This is a genomic window from Paenibacillus sp. Aloe-11 (assembly GCF_000245715.1).
GTDB classification, from domain to species: Bacteria; Bacillota; Bacilli; order Paenibacillales; family Paenibacillaceae; genus Paenibacillus; species Paenibacillus kribbensis.
Genome location: NZ_JH601048.1, coordinates 164,738 through 187,452, shown reverse-complemented (window position 1 = coordinate 187,452; position 22,715 = coordinate 164,738). Strand labels below are relative to the sequence as shown.

22 protein-coding genes are annotated in these 22,715 nt (G+C 47.7%); all 22 read right to left on the bottom strand.

Features of this window, described 5'->3' with window-relative positions:
* Positions 1–46: 46 nt before the first annotated feature.
* On the bottom strand, positions 47–1,462 hold the full coding sequence (locus WG8_RS05785; RefSeq protein ID WP_007429185.1) for a deoxyguanosinetriphosphate triphosphohydrolase family protein: 1,416 nt from the start codon (positions 1,460–1,462) through the stop codon (positions 47–49).
* A gap of 435 nt (positions 1,463–1,897) precedes the next feature.
* Entirely contained in the window at positions 1,898–2,809 is a 912-nt protein-coding gene (nikC, locus tag WG8_RS05780; protein ID WP_007429183.1) for a nickel transporter permease, read from the bottom strand.
* Positions 2,810–2,844: 35 nt separating this feature from the next.
* Positions 2,845–3,849, bottom strand: coding sequence for an ABC transporter permease (locus WG8_RS05775; protein WP_007429182.1), 1,005 nt, complete (start codon positions 3,847–3,849; stop codon positions 2,845–2,847).
* Positions 3,850–3,878: 29 nt separating this feature from the next.
* Positions 3,879–5,534, bottom strand: a complete 1,656-nt coding sequence (locus WG8_RS05770) for an ABC transporter substrate-binding protein (protein ID WP_007429181.1) — start codon at positions 5,532–5,534, stop codon at positions 3,879–3,881.
* Positions 5,535–6,473: 939 nt separating this feature from the next.
* Positions 6,474–7,439 carry a glycoside hydrolase family 25 protein gene (locus tag WG8_RS05765; protein WP_007429180.1) on the bottom strand — a complete coding sequence of 322 codons (966 nt, stop codon included), beginning with the start codon at positions 7,437–7,439 and terminating at the stop codon, positions 6,474–6,476.
* A 167-nt stretch (positions 7,440–7,606) separates the two neighbouring features.
* On the bottom strand, positions 7,607–8,053 hold the full coding sequence (locus tag WG8_RS05760) for a phage holin family protein (protein WP_007429179.1): 447 nt from the start codon (positions 8,051–8,053) through the stop codon (positions 7,607–7,609).
* Positions 8,054–8,152: 99 nt separating this feature from the next.
* A complete protein-coding gene (locus WG8_RS28060) occupies positions 8,153–9,031 on the bottom strand; it encodes a tail fiber protein (RefSeq protein ID WP_007429178.1) in 879 nt (292 codons plus the stop codon).
* Between the two features lie 14 nt (positions 9,032–9,045).
* Complete coding sequence (locus WG8_RS05750; RefSeq protein WP_007429177.1) at positions 9,046–9,435, bottom strand: phage tail-collar fiber domain-containing protein; 390 nt, start codon at positions 9,433–9,435, stop codon at positions 9,046–9,048.
* Positions 9,436–9,544: 109 nt separating this feature from the next.
* Positions 9,545–10,336, bottom strand: coding sequence for a putative phage tail protein (locus WG8_RS05745; protein ID WP_007429176.1), 792 nt, complete (start codon positions 10,334–10,336; stop codon positions 9,545–9,547).
* A 115-nt stretch (positions 10,337–10,451) separates the two neighbouring features.
* Positions 10,452–10,718 carry a hypothetical protein gene (locus WG8_RS05740; RefSeq protein WP_007429175.1) on the bottom strand — a complete coding sequence of 89 codons (267 nt, stop codon included), beginning with the start codon at positions 10,716–10,718 and terminating at the stop codon, positions 10,452–10,454.
* Positions 10,719–10,781: 63 nt separating this feature from the next.
* Positions 10,782–11,393 (bottom strand): hypothetical protein, encoded by a 612-nt coding sequence (locus WG8_RS05735; RefSeq protein WP_007429174.1) that lies wholly within the window; start codon positions 11,391–11,393, stop codon positions 10,782–10,784.
* 12 nt (positions 11,394–11,405) lie between these two features.
* On the bottom strand, positions 11,406–14,021 hold the full coding sequence (locus WG8_RS05730) for a hypothetical protein (protein WP_007429173.1): 2,616 nt from the start codon (positions 14,019–14,021) through the stop codon (positions 11,406–11,408).
* Position 14,022: 1 nt separating this feature from the next.
* A complete protein-coding gene (locus WG8_RS05725) occupies positions 14,023–14,631 on the bottom strand; it encodes a putative phage tail protein (RefSeq protein ID WP_332309834.1) in 609 nt (202 codons plus the stop codon).
* Between the two features lie 7 nt (positions 14,632–14,638).
* Entirely contained in the window at positions 14,639–15,790 is a 1,152-nt protein-coding gene (locus WG8_RS05720) for a baseplate J/gp47 family protein (RefSeq protein ID WP_007429171.1), read from the bottom strand.
* Entirely contained in the window at positions 15,790–16,260 is a 471-nt protein-coding gene (locus WG8_RS05715; RefSeq protein ID WP_083837548.1) for a DUF2634 domain-containing protein, read from the bottom strand. Before WG8_RS05715 ends, WG8_RS05720 begins: the two co-directional genes overlap by 1 nt.
* Positions 16,247–16,654, bottom strand: coding sequence for a hypothetical protein (locus tag WG8_RS05710; RefSeq protein WP_007429169.1), 408 nt, complete (start codon positions 16,652–16,654; stop codon positions 16,247–16,249). Before WG8_RS05710 ends, WG8_RS05715 begins: the two co-directional genes overlap by 14 nt.
* Positions 16,647–17,624, bottom strand: coding sequence for an XkdQ/YqbQ family protein (locus WG8_RS05705; RefSeq protein WP_007429168.1), 978 nt, complete (start codon positions 17,622–17,624; stop codon positions 16,647–16,649). Before WG8_RS05705 ends, WG8_RS05710 begins: the two co-directional genes overlap by 8 nt.
* Positions 17,621–18,262, bottom strand: coding sequence for a LysM peptidoglycan-binding domain-containing protein (locus WG8_RS05700; RefSeq protein ID WP_043890829.1), 642 nt, complete (start codon positions 18,260–18,262; stop codon positions 17,621–17,623). The genes WG8_RS05705 and WG8_RS05700 overlap by 4 nt, the downstream gene beginning before the upstream one ends.
* A gap of 46 nt (positions 18,263–18,308) precedes the next feature.
* Complete coding sequence (locus tag WG8_RS05695; RefSeq protein WP_007429166.1) at positions 18,309–20,321, bottom strand: hypothetical protein; 2,013 nt, start codon at positions 20,319–20,321, stop codon at positions 18,309–18,311.
* Positions 20,322–20,497: 176 nt separating this feature from the next.
* The gene (locus WG8_RS05690) at positions 20,498–20,932 is read right to left on the bottom strand and encodes a phage tail assembly chaperone (protein ID WP_007429164.1); all 435 of its coding nucleotides are present in this window, start codon (positions 20,930–20,932) and stop codon (positions 20,498–20,500) included.
* A 99-nt stretch (positions 20,933–21,031) separates the two neighbouring features.
* Entirely contained in the window at positions 21,032–21,439 is a 408-nt protein-coding gene (locus WG8_RS05685; RefSeq protein WP_007429163.1) for a phage tail tube protein, read from the bottom strand.
* A 121-nt stretch (positions 21,440–21,560) separates the two neighbouring features.
* Positions 21,561–22,715: phage tail sheath family protein (locus tag WG8_RS05680; RefSeq protein ID WP_007429162.1), on the bottom strand; the 1,155-nt coding region annotated here is incomplete at its 5' end.

Genomic DNA, 22,715 nt, shown 5'->3' with positions numbered 1-22,715 from the left:
CAATTACAAACCAGTTCCTTCTACTATATAGGGTTAAAATTCAAGGTCAGTCCAGATCATAAATGGAACCCACCTTCAGCCCATATAACTCATTATAGATTTTTTCAGCAAACGCATCGGTCATGCCAGCAATATAGTCGATGACCATATGCTCCCATGTCCAGATCGGTTTCGCCTTGGCCTGGTCACGCTCGTAGCGCTGGAGCCAGTCAGTTGGAATAATGGACTTCGACGTCTCAGGGTCCAGAAAAGCCAGCCATAGCCGTCTAAGCATCCATTCACTTCGTTTTTGCAGCCGCTGTACGCGCAGATCGCGAATCATCGTAACCCAGGCAAAGCTTTTCAACACACTCACCGTGCGGAGCATATCCAAATCCTCGTTTCCATCCCGCACGAAGGTCACCTTTTTCCAATTCCCGTCATCGATTACACCCAGGCTGCTGACAAACAGGCTAACCCAATATGCCTTTACCTCTCGGCGTGTGCGGGAATAATCGTGTTCACATATCGGCATCTTGCCATTCCAAACCTTTAAAAATTCGCTCAGCACAGCTGCCACCTTCTGCTCAATCTGAGCCAGCTGCCAGCCTTGCCAGAAGCTATCATCTAATGTAGTGATTTTTTCCGTAATCAGACGTATCAAATACGGATCATATAAAAAATGCTCGTGCACTTCAATCTTGCCTGCCTTAATCCCGTCCTCCAGATCATGTGCGGAATAAGCAATATCGTCACACAGGTCCATCAGCTGAGCTTCTAGCGTTTTTTTACCGTCCGGGATTCCCCAATCCTGGCGAATGGAGCGAATGTATTCCCACTCATGCAGGTACATCCCTTTTTTATTCAAAATACCCGGATACGGGTACTTGTTAATTCCCAATAATACAGCGTCCGACAAATTCAGACCGTCCACATTCTCACGCTTCTCCAAAAACATAATCAGGCGAAAATTGTGTGCGTTCCCTTCAAAATGCTCGTAGATTTGGCGCTCACGTGCATAGGCCTGCAGCCCCTGCTTGGACTCCGGCGTAAAGCCTTCTGCGGCGGCTATCTTTTCCACCTTCTGCTCAATGAGCTGATCCAAAATCCCGTCCAGCACCTCTTCGCCCTTATGCCCAAATGGTGGATGCCCAAAATCATGTGCAATCGACGCGCATTCCACCACCTCGGGGTCAATAATCAGCCCGGCGTTATCCGCCTGCTCCAGCTCTACCTCAGGATGACGGCGCAGCAAGCTGCGTGCTGCTTCACGCGCAATTTGTGCTACCTCCAGAGAATGCGTCAGCCGTGTGCGGTAATAGTCGCCCGTGCCTGCGCCAAATACCTGGGATTTGCCTTGCAGCCGACGGAAGGTCGGTGAATGGATTAATCGGGAGTAATCCCGTTCATAAGCTGCCCGCGAAGCGTCGCTTCGTGTTTGTTCGGCAAATTGCCGATGCTCTCTTTTGTTTTGCCATGTCATAAAGCCCACTCCCTACGTACTCAATTGGAGTGATTATACATTTTTTTCACGTCACAGGGAAGCTTACATGACTTTCAACTGTAAAAGTTACTTTTAGCGCCACTGCGCAGTCGGATGGTGCTTCCCATCGCCACCGCCCCCGGATTTCTAGAATAATGCCTATATTAGGGTAGAAATCCGGGGAGGTGATGCTTCCGAAGCGAGCTTTCCTACGGAAAGCTTTTAAAGCGACCGCTTCGCTTGTACAACACCATTCCGCCTGCTCCGTTTTCTATATACTTTTTCAGTTCTACTCCAACACGAGAAATATCATACAAAAAAGGTGCTCCCCCGCCATTAGATTCAGGGAACACCTCTTAACTTCTATATTAAATAGGAATATATAAGTAAAACTTAAAAAATGCGCGGCGCTAAAAGTACCTCGCCCCTTTTGCCCTAACGCTTTGCCCTTGGGTCAAGCACATCCCGCAGCCCGTCACCCATCAGGTTAAAGCCCAATACGGTCAGCATGATGGATATGCCTGGAAAAATAACCGTCCACGGTGCGTTCTGGATATATTGGCGCGAATCTGACAGCATTTTGCCCCACTCCGGTTCAGGGGGTTGTGCACCCAAGCCGAGAAATCCAAGCGCCGCCGCTTCAATGATCGCTGTCCCTATCCCCAATGTTGCCTGTACAATAATGGGCGTCAGGCTATTAGGCAAAATATAACGCAGTATAATTCGTGCATCGTTCGCACCAAGTGCTCTGGCAGACGTGATATATTCCTCCGTTTTGACACTAAGCACCTTGGAGCGAACCAATCGCCCATAGGTTGGCACGTTAACAATCGCAATAGCGTACAGCGCATTTTCCAGTGAAGGCCCTAAAATGGCTACAATGGCAATGGCCAGCAAAATCCCCGGAAACGCCAGTAAAATGTCGAATAGCCGCGAAATGACCATATCCGCCCATTTCCCATAAAATCCAGCGATTAGACCTAAAGCTGTCCCAACGATCATTGAACCAATAACGGACAGAAAGCCGACCCACAACGAAATTCGGGCGCCATACAGCGTGCGGCTCAGCAAATCTCGACCGAGATCGTCCGTACCGAACCAATGCTCCGCCGAAGGAGGCTGCAAGCGGCTGACCAGGTTTTGCTCTTTATAATCAAAAGGAGCAATCCACGGCGCAATCAACGCAATGATGACAAAAAAGACAATAACACTCAGACCGACTAATGCCATCTTATTATGCTGAAATGCCCTCCATGCATCCCTCCAAGGACCGGACACGACAGGCGAATGTGTCAATATCGTGCGTGTCGTCGATATGTTGTTGGGTTCCATTGAAAATTGTGACATCGGACAAGCTCCCCCTTGAGCAATTGACGACTTGATTACTGATAATGGATACGTCGGTCAAGAACCGCGTACAGCAAATCGACAATCAGATTGATGATGACGAACAGGAACGCAATGATCAAAATTCCGCTTTGAATCACCGGATAGTCACGCGAACTGATCGCTTCAAAGATGTACCGTCCGATGCCGGGCCATGCAAAAATGGTTTCCGTCAGCACCGCTCCGCCCAGCAGCGAGCCGGTTTGAAGACCAACGACGGTAAGCACGGGAATGGCGGCATTTTTAAGCGCATGCTTGTACACCACTTGAAAAGATGCCAGCCCTTTCGCCCGAGCCGTGCGGATATAGTCCGCATCCATAACCTCCAGCATGCTGGAACGGGTTATACGCGCAATGACCGCCATCGGAATGGTCCCCAGTGCGATACTCGGCAGAATCAAATGCTTGATGACGGTCCATACCTGTTCCATACGGTCCCCTATGATCGCATCAATAATCGCCAGATGCGTCACAGCCTCTACCGGATCGCGAGAATTCATGCGTCCGATAGAGGGGAGCCAATGCAGCTTATTTGCAAATATCCACTGCTCCATCAAGCCCAACCAAAAAATGGGCATCGACACCCCGACAAGCGCTATGACCATGCTTACATAGTCGAACCAGGAATTTCGCTTCCAGGCACTCACGATGCCTGCGTTCATCCCGACCACAACGGCGAAAAACATACTTGCCACCGTCAGCTCCAGCGTAGCCGCCAGATAAGGAACCATTTCCCGGGCAATCGGCTGTCTGGTGCGGATGGAATCGCCCAGATCTCCATGTGCCAGCTCACCCAGATAGGTTCCATATTGCTGTAACCACGGCTTATCCAGTCCCAACTGCTCGCGTAGCGCCTGTTTGGACTGCTCTGTGGCCTTGTCTCCCAGTATGGTTTCGGCAGGATCGCCCGGTATGGCATGAATAATCGAAAACACGATGAGTGTCATGCCCAGCAACACAGGAATCAATACGGCCAGTCTTTTCAAAAAATATGCATTCATATCCAATTCACCGCCTGCTTGCGTTTAAGCTATTCAAAATAAACATTACCCAAAGACTCACTGCCTGTTGGAGAAGGTACATAGCCTTTGAGGGTTGTTTTTCCTGCCATCACAGGTGTTGTGTGTACCAAAGGAATCCAGGGAGCATCTTTTTTAATGATTTCCTGTGCTTGCTTATACAGCTCAGCACGTTTGTCCTGATCGACTTCCGTTTGAGCTTTTACCAAAATTTTGTGTAGCTCCTCATTTACATAAAAGCTGCGGTTATTGCCTGGAATCGTATCCTTGTCCAGCAGTGTGTACAAGAAGTTATCCGGGTCGCCATTGTCCCCGTTCCATCCCAGCATATACAAATCGTCCTTCTCTCCCCCTTTAAGATCATCCAGATACGTAGCCCATTCCGGGGATTGAATGTTTACTTTGACACCAATTTTTTCAAAATCCGCCTGAATGGCCTCTGCCACCTTTTTGCCGTCAGGCATATAGGGACGAGATACAGGCATGGCATAGAAGGTTAACGGCTCAGGAAGTCCGTTAGGAAAACCCGCTTCCGCCAGCAAGGCTTTGGCCTTGTTCAGATCATAGGCATAATCCTGAATACTATCGTTATATCCCCATAACGTAGGCGGCATCGGATTGACCGCAGGCTTGGCCTGTCCGGCAAACAATGCATCAATGATGGCCTGCTTGTTCACCGCGTGGTTCAGCGCCTGCCGTACCTTGGGATTATTGAATGTCTTTTTCTTCAAGTTAAAACCAATGTACGCCACGTTAAAGGATGGACGTTCAATTTTCACTAACTCACTGTTACCTTCCAGTTGCTTCACATCATCCGGATTCATATCGTCCATCAGATCAATTTCCCCGTTTTGCAAAGCATTAAAGCGCGCGGTATTGTCGGGTATAGAGCGAACAATGACCTTAGCCAGCTTCGGCTGCCCCTCTTTCCAATAGGTTGGATTTTTCTCCAGCGTGATGGAGTCATTCCGTTTCCATTCCTTAAATACGAACGGCCCTGTACCGACCGGATTGCTTTTGAAATCAGCTTTTTTCTCCTGAACGGCCTTAGGGCTGGCGATTCCAAACGTAGCCATGGCCAAATTTTGCAGAAAAGGAGCCTGCGGCTTACTCAGCGTAAATTGAACGGTGTTGGCATCTAGGGCCTTGACCGATTTGATCACCCGGCTTTCCTCGGAACCAAACATGGAATCATAGTAATCAAAGGAGTCTCCCTCATATTTATACGGACTTTTCGGATCAGCCCAGCGATCAAAATTAAAAACAACCGCTTCCGCATTAAAGTCGGTTCCATCATGGAATTTCACGCCCTGACGCAGCTTGAATGTATAGATCAAGCCGTCTGGTGATACTTCCCAGCTTTCTGCCAATCCCGGCTGTATAATCGTGGTGCCGTCTTTATACTCCAACAGGGTATCAAATACCTGATGTGTGATTTTAAGTGACTCGCCATCGGTCACAATAGCAGGGTCCAGTGCCACGGAATCTCCACCGCGCCCATAAATTAGCGTATCCTGCACACCTTCTCCCGCTCCGCCTGACGGTTGTCCTGCCTCTGGTTTCGCTCCTTCACCTGATCCTCCACAACCGGAAAGCACCAGAACAAATCCCAGCGCAAGCACCAGCAGTACGGTCCAGATATTGTGCTTTGCGTACTTTTTGCTCATGCAGCAAACCCCTTTCACACCTTATATATTGTTAATTCTTTGATACTGGATGGAAGCCAATCCTATGGGCTGGCATGACAAGCTTGTCCTCAAGCTGTAGTCCCAAGTTCCGAGTTCATCAAAAGGTGTAATAGCAGGGCAGGTATGTAGGTTCTATGGACAGGCTTTTTTTGGGAAAATACGGGTATAAAAACTTTCCTAATCTAGTGGTTGAGTGCTTTAGAGTATAATCAGTAGATGTAATTAAAACGAAGTGGTGTATGTTAGATCGTGGTGAAAGTGTGACATATACTCACAAGCAGTGAATATTATGTTCAAACAAAGCTGATTAATGGATACTTTACTATAAAATTTGGAAGCAGACAAGGGTGTTTTTCATACATTTTGATATATTTTTATGCATCATGTTAATTAATATTACAAATAAGTTTACACAAGCATATTAAAATAAATGCTCCTGCTTGTAATCCTCATTTTCCAGCAGAAGCATGGCTTTATTTCAAAAATGTATCCAGCACCAAACCTACTGCGACAGCTTGAGCTCCTTTTGAGCTCCTTTAAAGATGGAAAAATGATCGCCAGGCACTATATGGGTGAACATATTCCGCTTACAATATAAGTACCATCCTTTATATCCCAATTCTTAAGGTATGTACTGAAATAAACAAACATACAAGTGCTCTGATAACTTCCCAGCAATCCACTCCACCCAGTTCATGAAATTCAGACAGCAAGAGTAGTACACTGATCGGAAATGTTCAAGAAAGAAAATATAGCAAAATTTATGGATATGTATGTTCAATTTAGCCAAGAGGACATCGAATTGCTTTTTTGAATAAGGGCAGGCGGTTGCCTTGAACCGCCTGTCTATTTATGTTTCAGGCGTATAGCTTGGCTCACATGAAAATAATTTCTTCTGGGCATAAGATTTGCAAAAGATCATTTACTTGTTTTAAATACACCCAGACGGTTCAGCACGACCAATAAACGATAAAAATCGTAGCTGCTTGACAGCTTCGCATCCACAATCGGGCTTGCCGGATTAAATGCCACGGCGGCAGCTATGGCTTCCTTCGCCCAGGTCGGTACAGGCATAGCCTGACGGGCCTCCAGTTCAGCTACTCGCTGGTCTACTTTTTTAATATATGCACTCTGTTCATTCAGTGTCTGTTTGAGCACATCCTTGCTATTTTCAAGCGCGGCGACCTGCTGCTGCAAGGCTATAAATGTTGCTTTTTCCTCTACTGTCATCGGCTCATCCTCCTCTTCTCCTGCAAATGCCTGACGTAGCTCGGCCTCTGTACCAGCGTATACATTCAGGTCAACAGGTCCTTGAATTCCATCAACCCGTCCGCTATCGCTGTATTGCCAAAAATCCCAGCTTTTCCATGCCGCAGTATCACCAGGCACACGCGTGCTATAGCGTGCGATCCACAGCTTATAGCTACCCAGCGGAGCTTTGAAATGGGCAGCAAAGGCGTTGCCCGTATATACCATCGGCTTGCGGCCGCTTACCTGTTCAAACTCCGTTAAAAATGCGAGTGCAACCTCGTGAATCGCGGCTGAGCTAAGCCCGCCCGGATTGTTTTCATAATCCATCACCGCTGGAAAATCCAGCGTTTTTGCGCCGCCCACCTGATCCAGCACCTCAGCAAAATGCCTTGCTTCCGCTTTTGCTGCGTTGACACTGGTCGCATCTACAAAATGGTAAGCTCCCAGCAGAATCCCGGCTGCTCTCGCCCCTTTTGCATTCGTGATAAATGTCGGATCGACGTAGCGCTGTCCTTGGCTCGCTTTAATAAAGGCAAACGATTTGCCATCAGCACGTACACGTTTCCAATCAATCGTTCCCTGGTATCGGGACACATCAATGCCTTCGGCAGCGTTAGAACTGCGATTTTGCATAAGGCGTCCCCTCCTTATCTATTTGTGATCATGTATCCCAACTATGTCTTGGTTATCCATATGCTTGGACCACTGAAACGGTCCGGGCTTTTCCATCTTTGCGCTAAAAATAAGGCAAACGTGGATTCCGCTCCTACTACCCTTATACTGAGTTACGGATGACACTTTTATGAAGCTTTATTCCCTTTGCCAGAAGGGTCTGCCGGCTTTTTCTTTTCTCCGCTCGACTTGGATTCAAAAATGGCTACCGCATTCCGCAAAATATCCGGCATCGGCACCCCCATTCTGCCTACATTTTCAATAATGGACAGCAGTTCGTTCGCCAAATAAAAGAAAACAACGGCATCCCGGAAATAATGTGCATCCCCCAGAATACCGTCGATCAGATGAGCCACCGTAATCATCAAAAACACCGTAACCTTGCGAAAAACACCATAATAGCCCTGGCGGCTTTTCAATTGCCCATTAATCCAGGCCGCCGCCCAGCCTGTAAAAAAGTCGATAATGACCATCCATAACAACAACGTCAGCATCGTCGTCCACCCTCCGAAAAAATAACCGATCAGGGTCCCCGTGGAAAACCCCAGCCAAATCTGATCGATTTTTTCATGCATATTTGTTCCCCCTTTTGAATCAAGGTGTAAAATGAATGCCCTTGGGTCGTCCAAAGGCATAAAGCACATAAATCAAAAATTTGTATGAGTTTTCCTAATTTATTCGAAAGCATACCATTGATAAGCTTGTATTTTAACATTATTGGACATATAAACGGTTGCACTAATATTTAAATTAAACCCACCTGCTATACCTGAATAAGAAACAGAAGCATCTGCACCTCTATAAGTACGAATACCTGCGAGATTGCTAATATAGCCATTATAATCACTAGTACTACTGGAAATTGCTATATTAACCAATACGATACTTGGCGTAAAAGACAATCCTGAGATTGCTAACGATATTGTAGGATTAGTAGAAGTAACAGATACCTGACCATTAAAATTTCCACTTGCGGATTTTTTAGAAGATAATCCACTTATTGCTGCCGCTAACTGATCTCCTGTCATCCCAGAGTTGGCGTTGCCGCCCTTGCCAGTGATAGCGTTAGCGACCTTTAATTTAAGATCACTGGCTTGTGTAAAAGCCTGGTCGGCCCGGCTGTAAGCCTCATTTGCTCGATCATTAGCCGCCTTTACCGCACTGGGCGTGGCTGCCTGATCTGTAGCTGTGCTCCCTGTAGAAGTATTAAGCTGCACAATCCCTCTTGCCTGTGTTGACGCAGAAGGCAAATCCGATGCCGGGTGACTATGCTGCTTTGGTGCTGCATATTGCTCTGTATACTTCTTGGCGTTAGCTTCTGCTGCACTCCATGCCGCTTGCTTGGCTGCTGTAACGTGGAGATCTGTACTGCTGGCGTGACTTTCCAATGCTTCCTTGGAAGCAACACCGTTTGCAGCCGGATCCTTTTTAATGCTTTCAATCTGCGCGGCCAGTCCCTGGTCATTCGTGTACAGAGTATCAATTGGTACATTTAGAACGTCCGCATGTCCCTGATCAGTAGTAACAAATCTGCGTGGCTGTTGTATACTCATACTTTTCATCCTCCTTAATAAATGTCATCAATCTCGAAAACAAACTCCATATCACTGTCCTTGACCTTGTTGCTCATTGTCCGAACGGCAGTCAGCTTACCCGCTGTATCTACTAAAGCAAGCTCATTAATGGTCTCACCCGCTAATTCGGTTTCCGCAAGTGAACAGGTATAGCGGATTGTCGCAGGGGCAATGAATTCATAGCTGGTAATATCCTTCTGGACGAGCTCCTTTTTCAACGTCTGTTCTGTTCCGTCCAAAGGCAGTGGCTCCCCCGCTTGATCTACACCTCCGCTGCCAAAAGCCATTTTTATCACTTTTGTCAGCGTTCCTCCCTCAGCTCGGGCACGCGCAATTTGTTCTCTTGCGTAAGCAGTCGTAATTGTCAGAACTTGTTTTGCCATGCTTACCATCCTTTCTATTTTCAAATAAAATTTATTCTTGAATTAGCTCGCAGGGCAGCCATGCCCGTTTTCAAGTTATTTCCAGTGTTGAATGAGCTGCATGAGCTTTTTAAATGGAAACAATTGTCTCACTTGAGCTTAGCATCTGGCTTCCATCCAGCTTCATACTCCCATCCAACTTCCAATAATGGTCTCGAATCTTCATACTGCCTTCCTGATAATTATTCACATGATGCATGACGACAAGCTTCATAAGGTTCGAATTCCGTAAGCGTTCCCCAGTCCACCCGGACAATGAAGCAACTCCATTCAGTAGCTCAATGCCATCAAAATACCACGGCCTCCCGCCAAAAAAACGAACTCTCGAACGTAATCGAATACGAGGAACTATTTCATTCTTATGAAGAAATGCAAGCCTAGTCTTGTTATTCATATAAAAAGCAAGGTGAGCAGGCTTAATATCCTCTATGATCTTTTTAAAATCAACCATATTTTCAGGGATACGGTTTTCAAAGCTTATACCGAACTTGTACTCGGTCGGTTCAAAATCTACTTGTCCATCGACACCAAATGAGTTCATGATTTTCCGTATTAAATCCCCTGAAAATTTGCCGCTCCCACGGAGTTTAGATTCCACAACGGATCGTCGTTGCTCCAATGGCTTTTCCAAATGAATCGGGATGCCTAGCTCCATCTCCCAACGTTCCAGCGCCCAAGTGGCAGTGCGAACATAAAACTGGGCTAACGTATCATCGAGCGCGAGGTATAGAGCATCCAACTCGCTACCCTTAACATCCATATCGGCGTGCATGACACGGGAGGTTTCGTAATAGGGTGGAAGATAGGAGAATAGCTCCCGGCCTCGTACGCTACTCATTTGATTTTTTATATCACTGCCCATTAATACTCACATCCCCAGCTCTGCCACCTGACCGAAATTGAATCCTTTTAAAAGGATTCATTCTTTCATACATGCTTATTCCTCCTTTGGGTACAGGATGTTTTTGCTCTGTTCTCTATACTGTTTTCTTGCGGAAAATAGAGCTATACCATTTAACCGTTTCTCGCTGTGTATTGGAAACCTCCATAGATGACGAATCCTCTATGTTATCCAGTACCAGATCAGAACGATGGGATAAAATCATTTTTATCACCTGTTCACGTTGCTTTTTATCTAAAGCGTAGCTTCCAATGATGGTCGCTATATCGCCCTCTCCCTGGTCATAACGGGTGATGCAAGCACGAGCACAAATACGCAATTGGGTCTCTGTTAGAGTTGCCATAGTGATGACTTCACCTCTTTTGTATAAATTCTTGCCGCTGTATATAGCAGCAGTCAGTACAAGTTATTTTCCTGTACTACCAAGCATGAGCTGAGTTAGCATCACTTCGAGATCAGCTATACGCTGCTTCAATTGCTCTTCCTCACTTGGCTGTTGCTCCGCTTTTTGTGTCAGTTCCCGAATCGCTTCGTCACTTAAAGCTTCATCCCAGAATGTTGTTGGGTTTCTTCGTTCTGGAGATGTAAAAGCCGGAACAGAATATACAGGATCGTCCCCGCGTTCATTTTCCGGCTTGCTTTGCCATTCATCATGCAGCTTCTGAAATGAAGCTTGAGTTTCCTTGCTGATTAGCTCATACTTCTTCTGGGCTTCTATCAGCTTTTCGTTATATTCTGCTTCATAGGTCAACCAACCCTGGATGTCAAAACGAGGATGGTATAGGCCCGGTGGCACAGGAATACCTACCGTATAACCAGCGGGGATGTTTTCTGAAATCTCTTCGTCTATAGCACTCGAACTAGCAGAAGTAACTTGATAGGTGTCTAGCTGCTGATCTGTAACAGATAGAGTGAGCGGAGATTGAGCATAAAAAGGGACGACGCCCGAAAAGGCATCGTCCACTAGCTTGTCCTCCAGATAGAGGCCATCTGTATTTACTTTAGGTACTGCTTTCATGCGCTTTCCTCCTTATTGTTCGGCTAGAAACGGCGGTATAGAATCTAAGCTAATCCATCCGTTTTGTATCATACTTATCCCGTTTATAGATAACGGGATAACGGAACCGTTGTCGTTAATATTCACACGGCCTAGCACATCAGTTTGCGTGTCCGTGTTAGCAGCAGTTACTAAAACACGACTCAATTTAGGTCTATATCCGGGCGGCAAAATAAACATAGCGGTGTTAAGCGTACCGAGTTTTAGAACCCCTTTCATGTGTATAAGTCCCTCAGAGTCTTTATAGTACCCAATCTGAGATAGTATTGACGAATAGTTCGACCAGCCATTGAGTAAAGTCGGTACGATCCACGAAGGATTGTCCTTTTCCGCCTTCTTATTCTCCAGCACAGATACCCTCGAATTAGCTTGCTGTACGCTATCTATCAAATCAAGCAGCAAGGTCTTTTCATTGATTGCGTATGAGCCTATGATTGGGACTATAGGAGATTGAGTTAGAGTTAAAAATGAAACCGTATAGGTTACTGTTTTATCGTAATTGATGGATGGAGCCTCGGCGTAAGCCCAATCATATGCAGTAGTAAGTCTCCATTTCGAATCTTTTCGACCATTAGCATAGACGCCTAGTATTTTTCTTGATGGGGTACTCAAATAGCTAGTAACATGCGCTTTAGACCCAATAAAGGCCGTATTATTATATTCAAAGACTGACGCTCGTTCCCGGAGCACAATCCCCGAACTGACTTCTACCTGATTGTCTCCCTCGGTAAAGGTTAGCTGTCCCTCGGATACGATAGGCTCTACTGTAGGCGTGGCTAGTTGGTAGATAAGCTCGTAAGGCGTCCATTTTGGCGCTAGAGTTGTTGGTAGTGTAGCTGTAGGGTCCGAAAAAGCTCGAGTCACTCCATTAGTACGGCGGCACCAAGCTTTCGACCCGGTGCCATTATACACATTACCTGATGGGGTATCAGGGTTAGCATTTCCGCCATTCATCGATCCATCATACATTATCCAGCCCATAAAATACGCCTTGATCTCATCGGCTGTCGGTGTGTAGTTGTCTCCCCATCCACTGTCTGCACTAGAAATGGATAGACCCACAACACCGGATTCGGGACTAAGATGGGATTGATCCGGCCCACTCAGCGGGAAAACATGTTGAATCAGCTTGCCGTCGAACTTTGTTATCCTCTCACTGTCAACTAATCCATTAGAGACAGGTATCCGAACAACTTTATACCCCGCTGCTGACGTGAAGTAAACCCACGGCAATGAGCCATCCAGTGTCACTCCTTGCCACTTTTTACTTTTGAAATATTGCCCCTCACGTTCAAAGATTGTATCCGCATTCGCTCCTGTAACAGAGTCTGCGTATAAATCTGTTTGCAACGCCAGCATAGAATCTTCACGTGGTTTGAATGGCTTGGCAGTATTGCCAATGTTGAGAATTGGGCTGTAAAATTTACGTTTCGTACCTACTGGCCAACTCCAGGTATCGACGTTAAACTCATTTGTGTACTGTGTGACACCACTAATATGCACACCAATTCGAACAGCAGATGCATCCATTTTTATAACTCGTGATTCACCGGGATTAATGAAGACACCTTGAATACGTGTTCCAGAGGCATTATACGTGGATATCCGTATTTTACCTGTACTTTCAGCCGGATTGGTAAGCGTATACTCTTTATTGGGAATTATATCAAGATAAGTAACTGCGTATGCATCCGTTCCAATTGCTCCACTCAAAAGCTCTCCTTCAATAGAGTATGGTGAGTTAATTGATATTTTGTGACCTGTTGTTTGCCATTCATAAAATGGCGGCAGTAAATTCTCGCCATATCGGATTGCATATGGATTACGTACAGGCGTTATGCTGTCTACATAAGGATACTTTGCATCAATCTGCTCCCCTGTCATCTCCGCCAATGCAGCGTATTCGCTTGCTGAAATTTCATATATACGCACAGCTTCAAAATAGGAATATTGTCCTTCAGTACCCTCTATTACCAAATCTATGTTTGAAGTCACGTCGCTTGTAGGAGCCAGCCTGAACCAAGTCGTAGTAAATTTAGTTTTATCCGTAACTTTCGTTCCTGCCAGAACGGTCGGGGCAGATATTCCCGCATTTGTAGCGTTCCCTACTTTCGCTTTTGCAATTGCAATATAATATTTCCCGGCCAAAAACTTAAAATTGCTATAAAAACCCACTCCGACTGTATATCCCGATTTGATCGTTACTTTTAACGAATTAAGCATTGTTCCCTTATTCAAAGTATCTAGCACTAGATCGGATTGATAGGGGAGTATCCCTGTTAAGCTACTCAAATTCCCCCATCGTCCCAGCAAGTTAACCAACGTACGCCCGCTCAGCCCTGTAAGCGAAAAGGGCGCAGCCTTTTCCGCATGTACAATCTGTACCCCGGGTTCCAGAGTTACCGCCTTACGCTCCGTCGTATCCAGACGCTTCTTGATCGCATTCACACCATCATTCACATCACCTGCAAAATCATCTACAGAGCGCCAGTTTTGATCCAAATACTTCTCCAGATCAAAATACGTTGTTTTGGGCGACGTGCGGTCAATTTGATTTAAACCAAGATTCGGTGTTTTTTCACTTGCCATGTTATGCGCCACCTCCTAGATATCTATCCTGTGTTGTATGTTCATTTTCATAGAGGGTCATAGACTCGACTTCGGCAATGGTCAGGTAGCGTAATTTGTACTCCACCGCCATATGAGCGGGCTTGATCTCCTCAATGGCTGCCTTCAGATCTTCCACGTTGGGCGGAATCCCGATGGTATCAATAAATTTGACCGTGAATCCCCATTCGGCAGGGTGAAAAATAACATCTACCGTACCTCCGTCATACGCCTCAGCTACATTTTTGACAAGCTGACCGGAAAAAGTCCCGGCCCCTCGCAACTTCGACTCCACCACCGCACGTCGCTGATCCAACGGCTTGCCAAGATCGGTTTCGATGCCCAGCTCCATTTCCCAGCGTTCCAGCCCCCACGTAGCGGTGCGTACGAAAAACTGCCCCACCGTTGCATCCATTGCGAGATACAAGGCGTCCAATTCGCTGCCTTTCGCATCCATATCGGAACGCATCACACGTGAGGTTTCATAATAAGACGGTAAAAAGGAAAACAGCTCGCGTCCCCGCAAGCTGTCGATTTGAATATCATCTCCCATAGCTCGAGCGGAAAAGGAAGCGCTGGTACTACGGTTCATTTCATTATTACTCACTGACACTCACCGTCCCCAGCACGGCCACCTGACCTGTTCCAATCTCAATATTCTGATTGCTCTGTCCATTGATTTTTAGCTCAGAGAAATCAATAATGATCGGAATGTCCAGCAAAACAGCGGAAATCCGGGTATATCGAACCAACGGGTCTTCCTTGTAAAAAGCAAGCTGCTTCAAATAAGTCCGTACTCCGCTTTCGATCAGTTTTTTGATTTCATCCAGCGTGGTTGGCTTCTCCTTGGTACGCTGTACCTTGACTGAAATGTTAATCGCCACTTCATTCGCTGGCATGATCGTCACCACAGGACCCGCTGGTGCCAGCCCTTCGCCTTGTCCATCCTGCGTCGGATCAATATACTTCTGCACCGCGGCGACGATATCCGGGCTAGCAGCCCGTTTGTCCGTGTCCAGCACATATAAGCCTACAGTTCCTGGCCCTTTCCACAGTGGAACAACCTCTACACCGCCGACTCCGGCAATTTCATTTGCCCACTGGGTATACTGTGCTTTATTACCGCTTGTACCCTGGTTTCGCACTTTGGCATAAAAACGCTCCAGCAACAGCTGGTCGCTCTCAATGTCTGTGCCACTTTTTGTTTCCTCTGTATTGATCACGGAGGAAATCCCGCTAATCGGGGTCGCCATCACCTGGATGACACCCGCAGGCACGTTGCCGCTGCGTCCGGGATTAATCGCCCGAATGGCCGCAGTTCCTGTCCCCTGTTCATCCAGCGTTACCGATGCTGTGGTCGCGTACTCAATAGAAGCTTCCCCGGATACATCATCTGCCGGCGTCGCCACCAACGTTCCGGCCGGGACGGTTGTTCCCGCTGTGCCTGTAAACGTGACTGTACCTGAGGCGGCAACCGCTTCTCGCCGTGTCACCCCATGCTCTGCCGTTCGCAAATCCAGCTCCGGCGAGCGAAACTCCGGGTTGTCGCTGGCTGCCGTGCTGGCAAAGCCACGTCGCAGCAGCTCCTGCGCCCAGATCGCCGCTTCGGACAGCATAAATGCGACCGGAGCCTGCGCATCCCAAATAAAAGAGCCCTCGGACTTATCAATGTCCGAAGGCACTTTTTCCAGCATCCGATTTAAAATTTCCTCTTCCGTCTGGTCTACCAAATATTCCGGCAAGTCTGCCATTAGATCACCACACTTTCCACAATTTCCGTTTCATCCCGCACGTTCGTAATCTGGCAGCTAAAATGGCATGCCTCACCTTCCCAGCGAAATGTAAACTGATCCACACTGGCCGTTCGGGCATCTGCCAGCAGCGCTTCTGTGACCATGCGTTTAATTTCGCTTTCCTGTACACCGCGCCCATAGCTGTTGCCAATCAGCTCCTCCAGCTCGCTGCCATAGTCAGGGGAATAGATCACATGACGGTAGCGAGGAGTGCGGATGGCTTTTTCACACCACTGTACCCAGGCTTCTTTTTCACCTGTGGTTACAATTTTACGACTGGGGCTCATAACAAACTCCCCGGCTTCAAAATCAAACCGCCAGCTTCGTCCAAATACTGCACGGTTATCCTCCAGCACATCCGGGTCGGTCATATCTGTATCTGTCCAGATCATATCATCTGTTTCTGGAAATAGATTAGCCACGTCCATTCACCACCTTGCACACGACAACTACATCGTTACCACTATTCACCCGAACTGCCAGTACACGATCTCCGGGCTTAAGCCCTTCATTCAGGCTCAGATTCACATCCTCCAGCTCGTCCTCCCCGATGTAAAAGGAAGTTTTGAGCTCTTTGCCCTCCCAATTCTCCGACTCCACCGAGGTCGAGGTGCCTTTATACATATGACGGGGGACAGACAGCAATCCCGGCAGCTCAGCGACCAGATAATCCTGAAGCTCATGTTTAAAATCGTCCAGTTTGAGTCCGGTGGAGGTAATCGTACCCAGTACCGCGCCTACTCCACTCAGCGCTTGCTTGGTATGCTTGTGAAATGAGGACTGCAAAGCGGTGACCAAATGCCCGTAGGGGTCCTTATTCAAGATAAAACCTCCTTTTTACATCGTCATACGTTCCAAGTTCCAGCGACATGCTGCCGGGATTCCCTAATTCCCTGCTCACGGAAATCACCAGCAGCTTCATGGAACCCAGCATCACCGCGTCCCCTGCTCGAATCGTGTTCATGTCCGGCGCATTCACGGATATCGTCTGCTGTATGCCTCTCAGCTTGCTTTTAGCCAGCTCACGTGCCGCTGCACCGGACTTCACTTCGTCATCCTGCACAATGACCTGCAGGGTTCCATATTTGGCAATATCCTTTTCCTGAATCGCCATCACCTTGGAGGGAACCTCTTTGCCTGTTTCACTGGCCGCCGTAGCCAGCACCTTTACTCTCGTGGCCGCGCCTTCCAGCGTACGGGATTGGGTTGTATCCGTAACTCTCTCCAGAGCATACACATCTTTGTTCGTTCCCAGCTCGTACAGCTCCAAGCCGGAAGAAATCATGCGTGGATGATATAGTTTGCCGCCCGCCTTTGCTGTCTCCCGCAGATCGCCCAGCATCATGGAATAAATGGACTGTGTCCGATATACCGCGCGTCCAAGCTGCTTTTTCGTGTCCGGTAAAGAAGCAATTTTCAGCTTCCAATCCCTCGCATATTTCTGAAAACGCTGGGTAGCCGTCTGCTTGGCAGGGAGTAAATATTCATCCTCCGATTTGTCCAAATACACTGTACGATCATACAGCGTCAGCGTCATGCGTTTAAGCCCGCTGTTGGAGGTTTCCACTTCCCAGATTACCGCTGGAGACAACAAGGGAACATAGTCTTTTTTGCCATACGGAATCCCGCTAACACGGATCGACATCCCAGGCGAAATGGCAGGCATATCGGGCGTAACGACCAGATTGACTGTGCCCTGATAAGCGATCTGCTCCAGCGAGTCCCGTAAATTAATATTCTCCACGAGCGGCGATAAATCATATTTATCCTGTAAAATGACTTTATAGCTCATGACAGCACCAGCTTTTGTCCTGGTTTAATCGCATTCGGATTTTGTCCAATGACCTTTTTGTTAAGCTGATAAATACGACTCCATTGCGAGCTGTCTCCCAGCTCCAGCTTGGCAATTTTGGACAAGGAATCTCCGGATTTAACCGTATATGTTTTTTTCTTTTCTTTCATATCTGTGCGAGGTTTTTTGTTGACTGTCGCGGACTTTGACCCGCTGCCGGCTTTTTTGGATACCTTCATTTCCCTCCAGGTCCGCAACGAAAGATCAAAATTCACATCCCCGGATTCCCCGCCGCGAAAGGTCGAATTATGAGAGGCTACAATAACAGGCACATTCACGGATGTCCCCGTAATAATGAAGCGCAGCGGCTTTTGGGACAACAAGAAACCATTCAGTGTATTCATAGCCTCCTGCGGATCGGGAATATCCTGATAATTACAATACGATTCATCATACTCCGTGGGAAAAAAAGAAGAGAAGGAGATTTCCTTCACCTTCTCTCCTTGCGGAAAATCAAACTCCCCGTAGGATAAAATCGTCGTTGTATCAAATCCCTTTTGGCGTGAGATCGTCACTTCCTCGGGATTCACCGGAAACTGAAACTTTTTTCCCTTACCATCCGTCAAACTAAACTCCATATTTTTCATATATAACCTCCTCCCCCATTGCTACCATTCCACTGCATTACACAGCTCCAGCGCCCGCAGGCTTGGTATTCTGTGTTGCCCGCAAGATTTCAGCTTTGAGACGGTAGCCAATTTGCGTAATCAGCCCATCCACATCCAGCTTGTTTTCATGCACAGTGACCTGTACAGCCCCCGCAGGAAGATTGAATTGGTTGGTGGTTTCCGTTTTAAAATCCTTCAAAAAGCCTGATAGTGTTCCCATTTGTTCAGGACTAATCTGTACCACTTGAGGAGTCGGATTACCATTGGCTTTACCTTTAGCCTTGGCTCCATTGTTCGCATGAACCGCAGTATTCAATAATGGGCTTGGATTGGCGCCTTGATTAGCGATAGCCATCGGTCCATAAGGGTTAGGAACGCCTTTTACTCCTGGCTGCGGAGGTCCGTATACTGCTGGAGTGCCAGGGAAAGGCGGCATAGGTGGTAATGGTTTAGCGGCCACGGCTACAGCCGGTAGAGGTGGTACAGCAGGTTTGGGAACTGCGGGCGGTTTTACTTCCTTCTTAGGCTTGTCATCTCCGCCAAAAGAAAAGAAGTTAGAAATGCTATCACCAAAGGCTTTGGTTTGGTCAGACAGCCAGCCTGTTACTTTGGAGGCCTTTTCCTTGATTTCAGAGCCATGATCTGAAATCCAGCCGCCCACTTTACCGCCTAAGAAGTCACCAGCCAAACCTCCTACATATGAGCCAACAGCAGTACCAACACCTGGAAGCAAAAATGTCCCTATTGCTCCCCCTACCGTACTCCCAACGGCCCCACCTACAGTGGAACCAATCGCTTGTGCGCGTTCCTTGCCCGGAGCTGATGTAGCTATGCTTGCTGCATCTGCCAGAACCCCCAAAGGCCCACTAATGAGCTTTTTGCTTACGCCAAGGCCTTTACTCACTTTTTCAACTAATCCGCTGTCTTTCACCATATCCAGAACAGAGGAAGCATCTATATCTGTTTCACCAGTTAGCAAGCCGCCCACAATACTGAGAGCACCACCAGATCTGGAAGAACGACGGCCACGGGGGTTTCTCGGATTATTTCTTGGACTTGGAACTCTTCGGTTAGGATTAATCCGGGGATTGGATTCCGCAGAGCCTGCGGCGCTTTGTCGTCCGCTTCTGTTTCCTCGTGTTGAGCTTTGGTCTCTTGTATTGTTCCTCGCAATATCTCCGGCTCTGGAATTAAAATCTCTTTGTCCACCCGAAGACCGACGACCACCGCCTCTGTTACCGGACCTTCTGCCTCCTGAACGTCTGTTTTTTCTTCCTGGACCATTGCCGCCACCAAATCCGCCACCGCCGCCACCAGTAGACCTATCTGAGGTAACTTGAATTAATTTTTTAATTAATTCTTTAATCTCCGCAAGATCTTTATTACCTGATGTACCTTCCGTGTTTCCTTCAGCAGCCTCTTGTTTTTTTGTTGAAAAGAGAGTTTTTAGTCCGCTTAATGCGCCGCCTTCTCTCCAAGATTTTCTTGTTTCTTGCAATTTTTCTCTTGTTTTCGATATTCTTTCAGGCATTTTCCAAATTGTTTGAACACTTAAATCCTCACCAGTAACTCCTTTGTATACATCCTGTACAACCTTGACAGGTTCATATGCCTTTTGTAGTTTCTCAGCCCACGCTGGAAGTTTTTTCTCTTCTTCTGGTTTAGGCTTGTCTTCTTTTAATAAAGCTTTAAGTTTAATTGCACTTGTATTACTATTTAGCGCTTTTACAAGAGAATCAACTCCTTCGATGGACACACTACTACTGCTCTTCACCTTTAAATCCACACTGCCCGAAGCGTTAATAATCTGGGATTTAACCCGGTTTATCTTATTCAACAGATTATCCAAGCCTTTGGAGGCCATATCGTTCAGCACAATTTCCGGGGCCATGCGGGTGCGGCCGATTTTCAACACACGCCCTTGAATCCGCTCAAAATAGCGTTCCATCGCGCGTAATTCGCGGTTCGCCTTAATGACGTTTTTAGGATCGATCACCAGGTTCATGCGGTAATTTAATGCTTCTGCCATCTATCATGTTCACCTCCTTGTTTATGCTTTTGAAGCTGCCATGCTGTCCATTTCCTGCTCGGCAAACGCCAGCAGCAGCATACGCTCGCCGCGGGGAAGCCGCCAAAAGTCTCCGGGGCGGAGGTGGTGCCGGACCCACAAGTGGTACAGCATCGTCGTCATTCCCCCGGAGCCGATTAGTTTTTTAGATCAGCAATCTCAACGCCAAAGCCGGACAGTTCGAGCACCTTATCCCCTACTGCATCCAGTTCACCCGCCAGCAGCATACGACGGACAGATTGCTCGCCACCGGACAACTTCAAACGGCTTGTAATCCGGGGATCGCCCCAGCCGTTAAGAGATAAGCCCTTCACTTCCAGCTTGCCGGTAGCTTCCGAGATCAGCAGGGCATTAAAGGTCTCGGTATCTACCTTCTCATCCACTGCACCCTTTACGGTCCGGCGGATCGTACAGCGTTCACGAATGCTGTCTACTTTGCTGGAGGTCAGGCCGTGCAGCACAATTTTCATATCGAGACGCTTGATACGGACCGTTTCCTCCGGCAGCTTTTCAGCAGCTTCAAACAGGCTGTCCAAGATTTGTTCTTCTGTCATATTTTCATTCAAGCTCATAAGTCATTCTCCCTTATTTTTAATTTCAGGATTTTGCAAAATCCTTATTTGTATTTGGGGAACGGAATGCCTGACAGCACCCCATTCCCCGTTTTTTAATTAGTTCGCTACAATCGGATCAAGCAGCTCGTAGCCTTCGAAGGTGAAGGTTGTTTCTTCCTGTACTTCCTCGCCTGCTGTCCAATTGGCAAGCTGGATTTTGTCAGGAGTGCAACGGATGAGACGAATACTTTCATGTCCAAAGGCTTCAGGATCATCCAGTTTGGTAATAATCTCAAAACGGTTAAAACCACGACGAATCATATCGGACGTGACCTTGTAGCCACTCATCGTTCCCGTCCCTTTTTTAATACCGCGCTTGTGCACCTTCCACTCGTTGCCCACGAGATTCAGCTCACGTTTTTCCATTTCCACGCTGGCTTCCAGCTTATTGATATTCGTCTGCCACACCCCGTCCACATGCGCCTGACCATACGTACCTAAAATGACTCTTGAAGCATCCAACATTTCTTTTTCCTCCTCAAAATAATCCATAATGTAGTTTGGGATTTACCAAATCCTCATGATAAAAAAACAAATTCAGTCTTGCTGAATTGCCGCACAATGCTTATGCACGTAAAATGGCTATTTATTGCACGTAAAATGTGCCGAACAGCTGCTCCATCACGTCTGTCAGCTTCACGTTCCATTGCAGGAACACTTGATCCGGTTCCGGTTTGATCACTGGAGCATCGCCGTAGTATGCCGGATCGAGAATGACATCATAGCCATCTGCTTCGATGACGTTGCTCAAAGACAGCTGTGCCAGATATTCCTTGATTGCACCGATGAGAGCCAGACGGCCTTCCACCGTGTTGTTGATTTTGCCGATATAAGTCTCCTCGGCTGCACGCTGCAAGTCAGCGTTAATCGCATCCATGACGCGGATGGAGCGAATTTTCTTCCACGCATTGTTTTGACCGGCAGCCGGGTTCACCAAGCTGTTGATCCCGCGCAGCGCTTTGACCTGACGACCGTCGAAGAACAACAGGAAGACCCCGTTACGGACAGCCTGCTCCTGCTCGGAACGTGTCCAGCGGCGGGTCACGTCCTCAAAAGGCGTAACCGCATACGTCGCGGATTGATTCAGACGCTGGCCTGCGATCAGTCCGGCTACATAGGCAGCCGTTTGAGCGGAGCTATAGTCCGTACCTGCCAGACGTACGCCCGTACCGACGTTCACGACGCCTTCATGGTTTAGCGCAAGAGAACGCTGTGAGGCCACGTTGACAGCCGTTTTGGACACATCATCCGCCGCGGAACCGCCGAATACTGCGATTACGCCTTTGCCTTCGCCCCGGACACGCTTGATCCAGGCGGCAAAGCTTTGCAGCAATGCCATATCCGCTGCATAATCCAGCGCCAGCACATTAAATTCCTGTCCTTCAAGCGCTTCCTGCATGGCGATGTAATCGGCATTCACCAGCTTGCTATTGCCGCTGTTGCCGCCAGTGAGGTGCACGCCGCTGACGTCCGCCGGAATGCCGCCATTGCCGACAACCTCGGCCTTCACCCATACGTTTTCGCTGTTTTTGTTGATGGCTTCGGCAATCGAAGCAGCCGTTCCGTCACTGCCTTTGTACGTACCCAGCAGCTTGGTTCCTTCATAAAGGCGCACTTCACGCGCCTGCTCGTCACCCAAAGTCGGCTGTACAGTTATAGCAAAACCATTACCGCGGCTGCCTGTGTACAACGCCTGCAAACGCAGCACGTCCGTTGGTGTCGCGCCGCCGCTTTTCAGCGT

Excerpts from the sequence above, each read along its gene's own strand:
- WG8_RS05730 (WP_007429173.1), bottom strand. The coding sequence starts at position 14,021 with ATGGCAAGTGAAAAAACACCGAATCTTGGTTTAAATCAAATTGACCGC.
- WG8_RS05700 (WP_043890829.1), bottom strand. The coding sequence starts at position 18,262 with ATGGAGTTTAGTTTGACGGATGGTAAGGGAAAAAAGTTTCAGTTTCCG.
- WG8_RS05705 (WP_007429168.1), bottom strand. The coding sequence starts at position 17,624 with ATGAGCTATAAAGTCATTTTACAGGATAAATATGATTTATCGCCGCTC.
- WG8_RS05725 (WP_332309834.1), bottom strand. The coding sequence starts at position 14,631 with ATGAACCGTAGTACCAGCGCTTCCTTTTCCGCTCGAGCTATGGGAGAT.
- WG8_RS05735 (WP_007429174.1), bottom strand. The coding sequence starts at position 11,393 with ATGAAAGCAGTACCTAAAGTAAATACAGATGGCCTCTATCTGGAGGAC.
- WG8_RS05685 (WP_007429163.1), bottom strand. The coding sequence starts at position 21,439 with ATGTTGGATGCTTCAAGAGTCATTTTAGGTACGTATGGTCAGGCGCAT.
- WG8_RS05765 (WP_007429180.1), bottom strand. The coding sequence starts at position 7,439 with ATGCAAAATCGCAGTTCTAACGCTGCCGAAGGCATTGATGTGTCCCGA.
- WG8_RS28060 (WP_007429178.1), bottom strand. The coding sequence starts at position 9,031 with ATGAGTATACAACAGCCACGCAGATTTGTTACTACTGATCAGGGACAT.
- WG8_RS05775 (WP_007429182.1), bottom strand. The coding sequence starts at position 3,849 with ATGAATGCATATTTTTTGAAAAGACTGGCCGTATTGATTCCTGTGTTG.
- WG8_RS05750 (WP_007429177.1), bottom strand. The coding sequence starts at position 9,435 with ATGGCAAAACAAGTTCTGACAATTACGACTGCTTACGCAAGAGAACAA.
- WG8_RS05720 (WP_007429171.1), bottom strand. The coding sequence starts at position 15,790 with ATGGCAGACTTGCCGGAATATTTGGTAGACCAGACGGAAGAGGAAATT.
- WG8_RS05715 (WP_083837548.1), bottom strand. The coding sequence starts at position 16,260 with ATGGACGTGGCTAATCTATTTCCAGAAACAGATGATATGATCTGGACA.
- WG8_RS05745 (WP_007429176.1), bottom strand. The coding sequence starts at position 10,336 with ATGGGCAGTGATATAAAAAATCAAATGAGTAGCGTACGAGGCCGGGAG.
- WG8_RS05740 (WP_007429175.1), bottom strand. The coding sequence starts at position 10,718 with ATGGCAACTCTAACAGAGACCCAATTGCGTATTTGTGCTCGTGCTTGC.
- nikC (WP_007429183.1), bottom strand. The coding sequence starts at position 2,809 with ATGTCACAATTTTCAATGGAACCCAACAACATATCGACGACACGCACG.
- WG8_RS05785 (WP_007429185.1), bottom strand. The coding sequence starts at position 1,462 with ATGACATGGCAAAACAAAAGAGAGCATCGGCAATTTGCCGAACAAACA.
- WG8_RS05760 (WP_007429179.1), bottom strand. The coding sequence starts at position 8,053 with ATGCATGAAAAAATCGATCAGATTTGGCTGGGGTTTTCCACGGGGACC.
- WG8_RS05770 (WP_007429181.1), bottom strand. The coding sequence starts at position 5,534 with ATGAGCAAAAAGTACGCAAAGCACAATATCTGGACCGTACTGCTGGTG.
- WG8_RS05690 (WP_007429164.1), bottom strand. The coding sequence starts at position 20,932 with ATGAGCTTGAATGAAAATATGACAGAAGAACAAATCTTGGACAGCCTG.
- WG8_RS05695 (WP_007429166.1), bottom strand. The coding sequence starts at position 20,321 with ATGGCAGAAGCATTAAATTACCGCATGAACCTGGTGATCGATCCTAAA.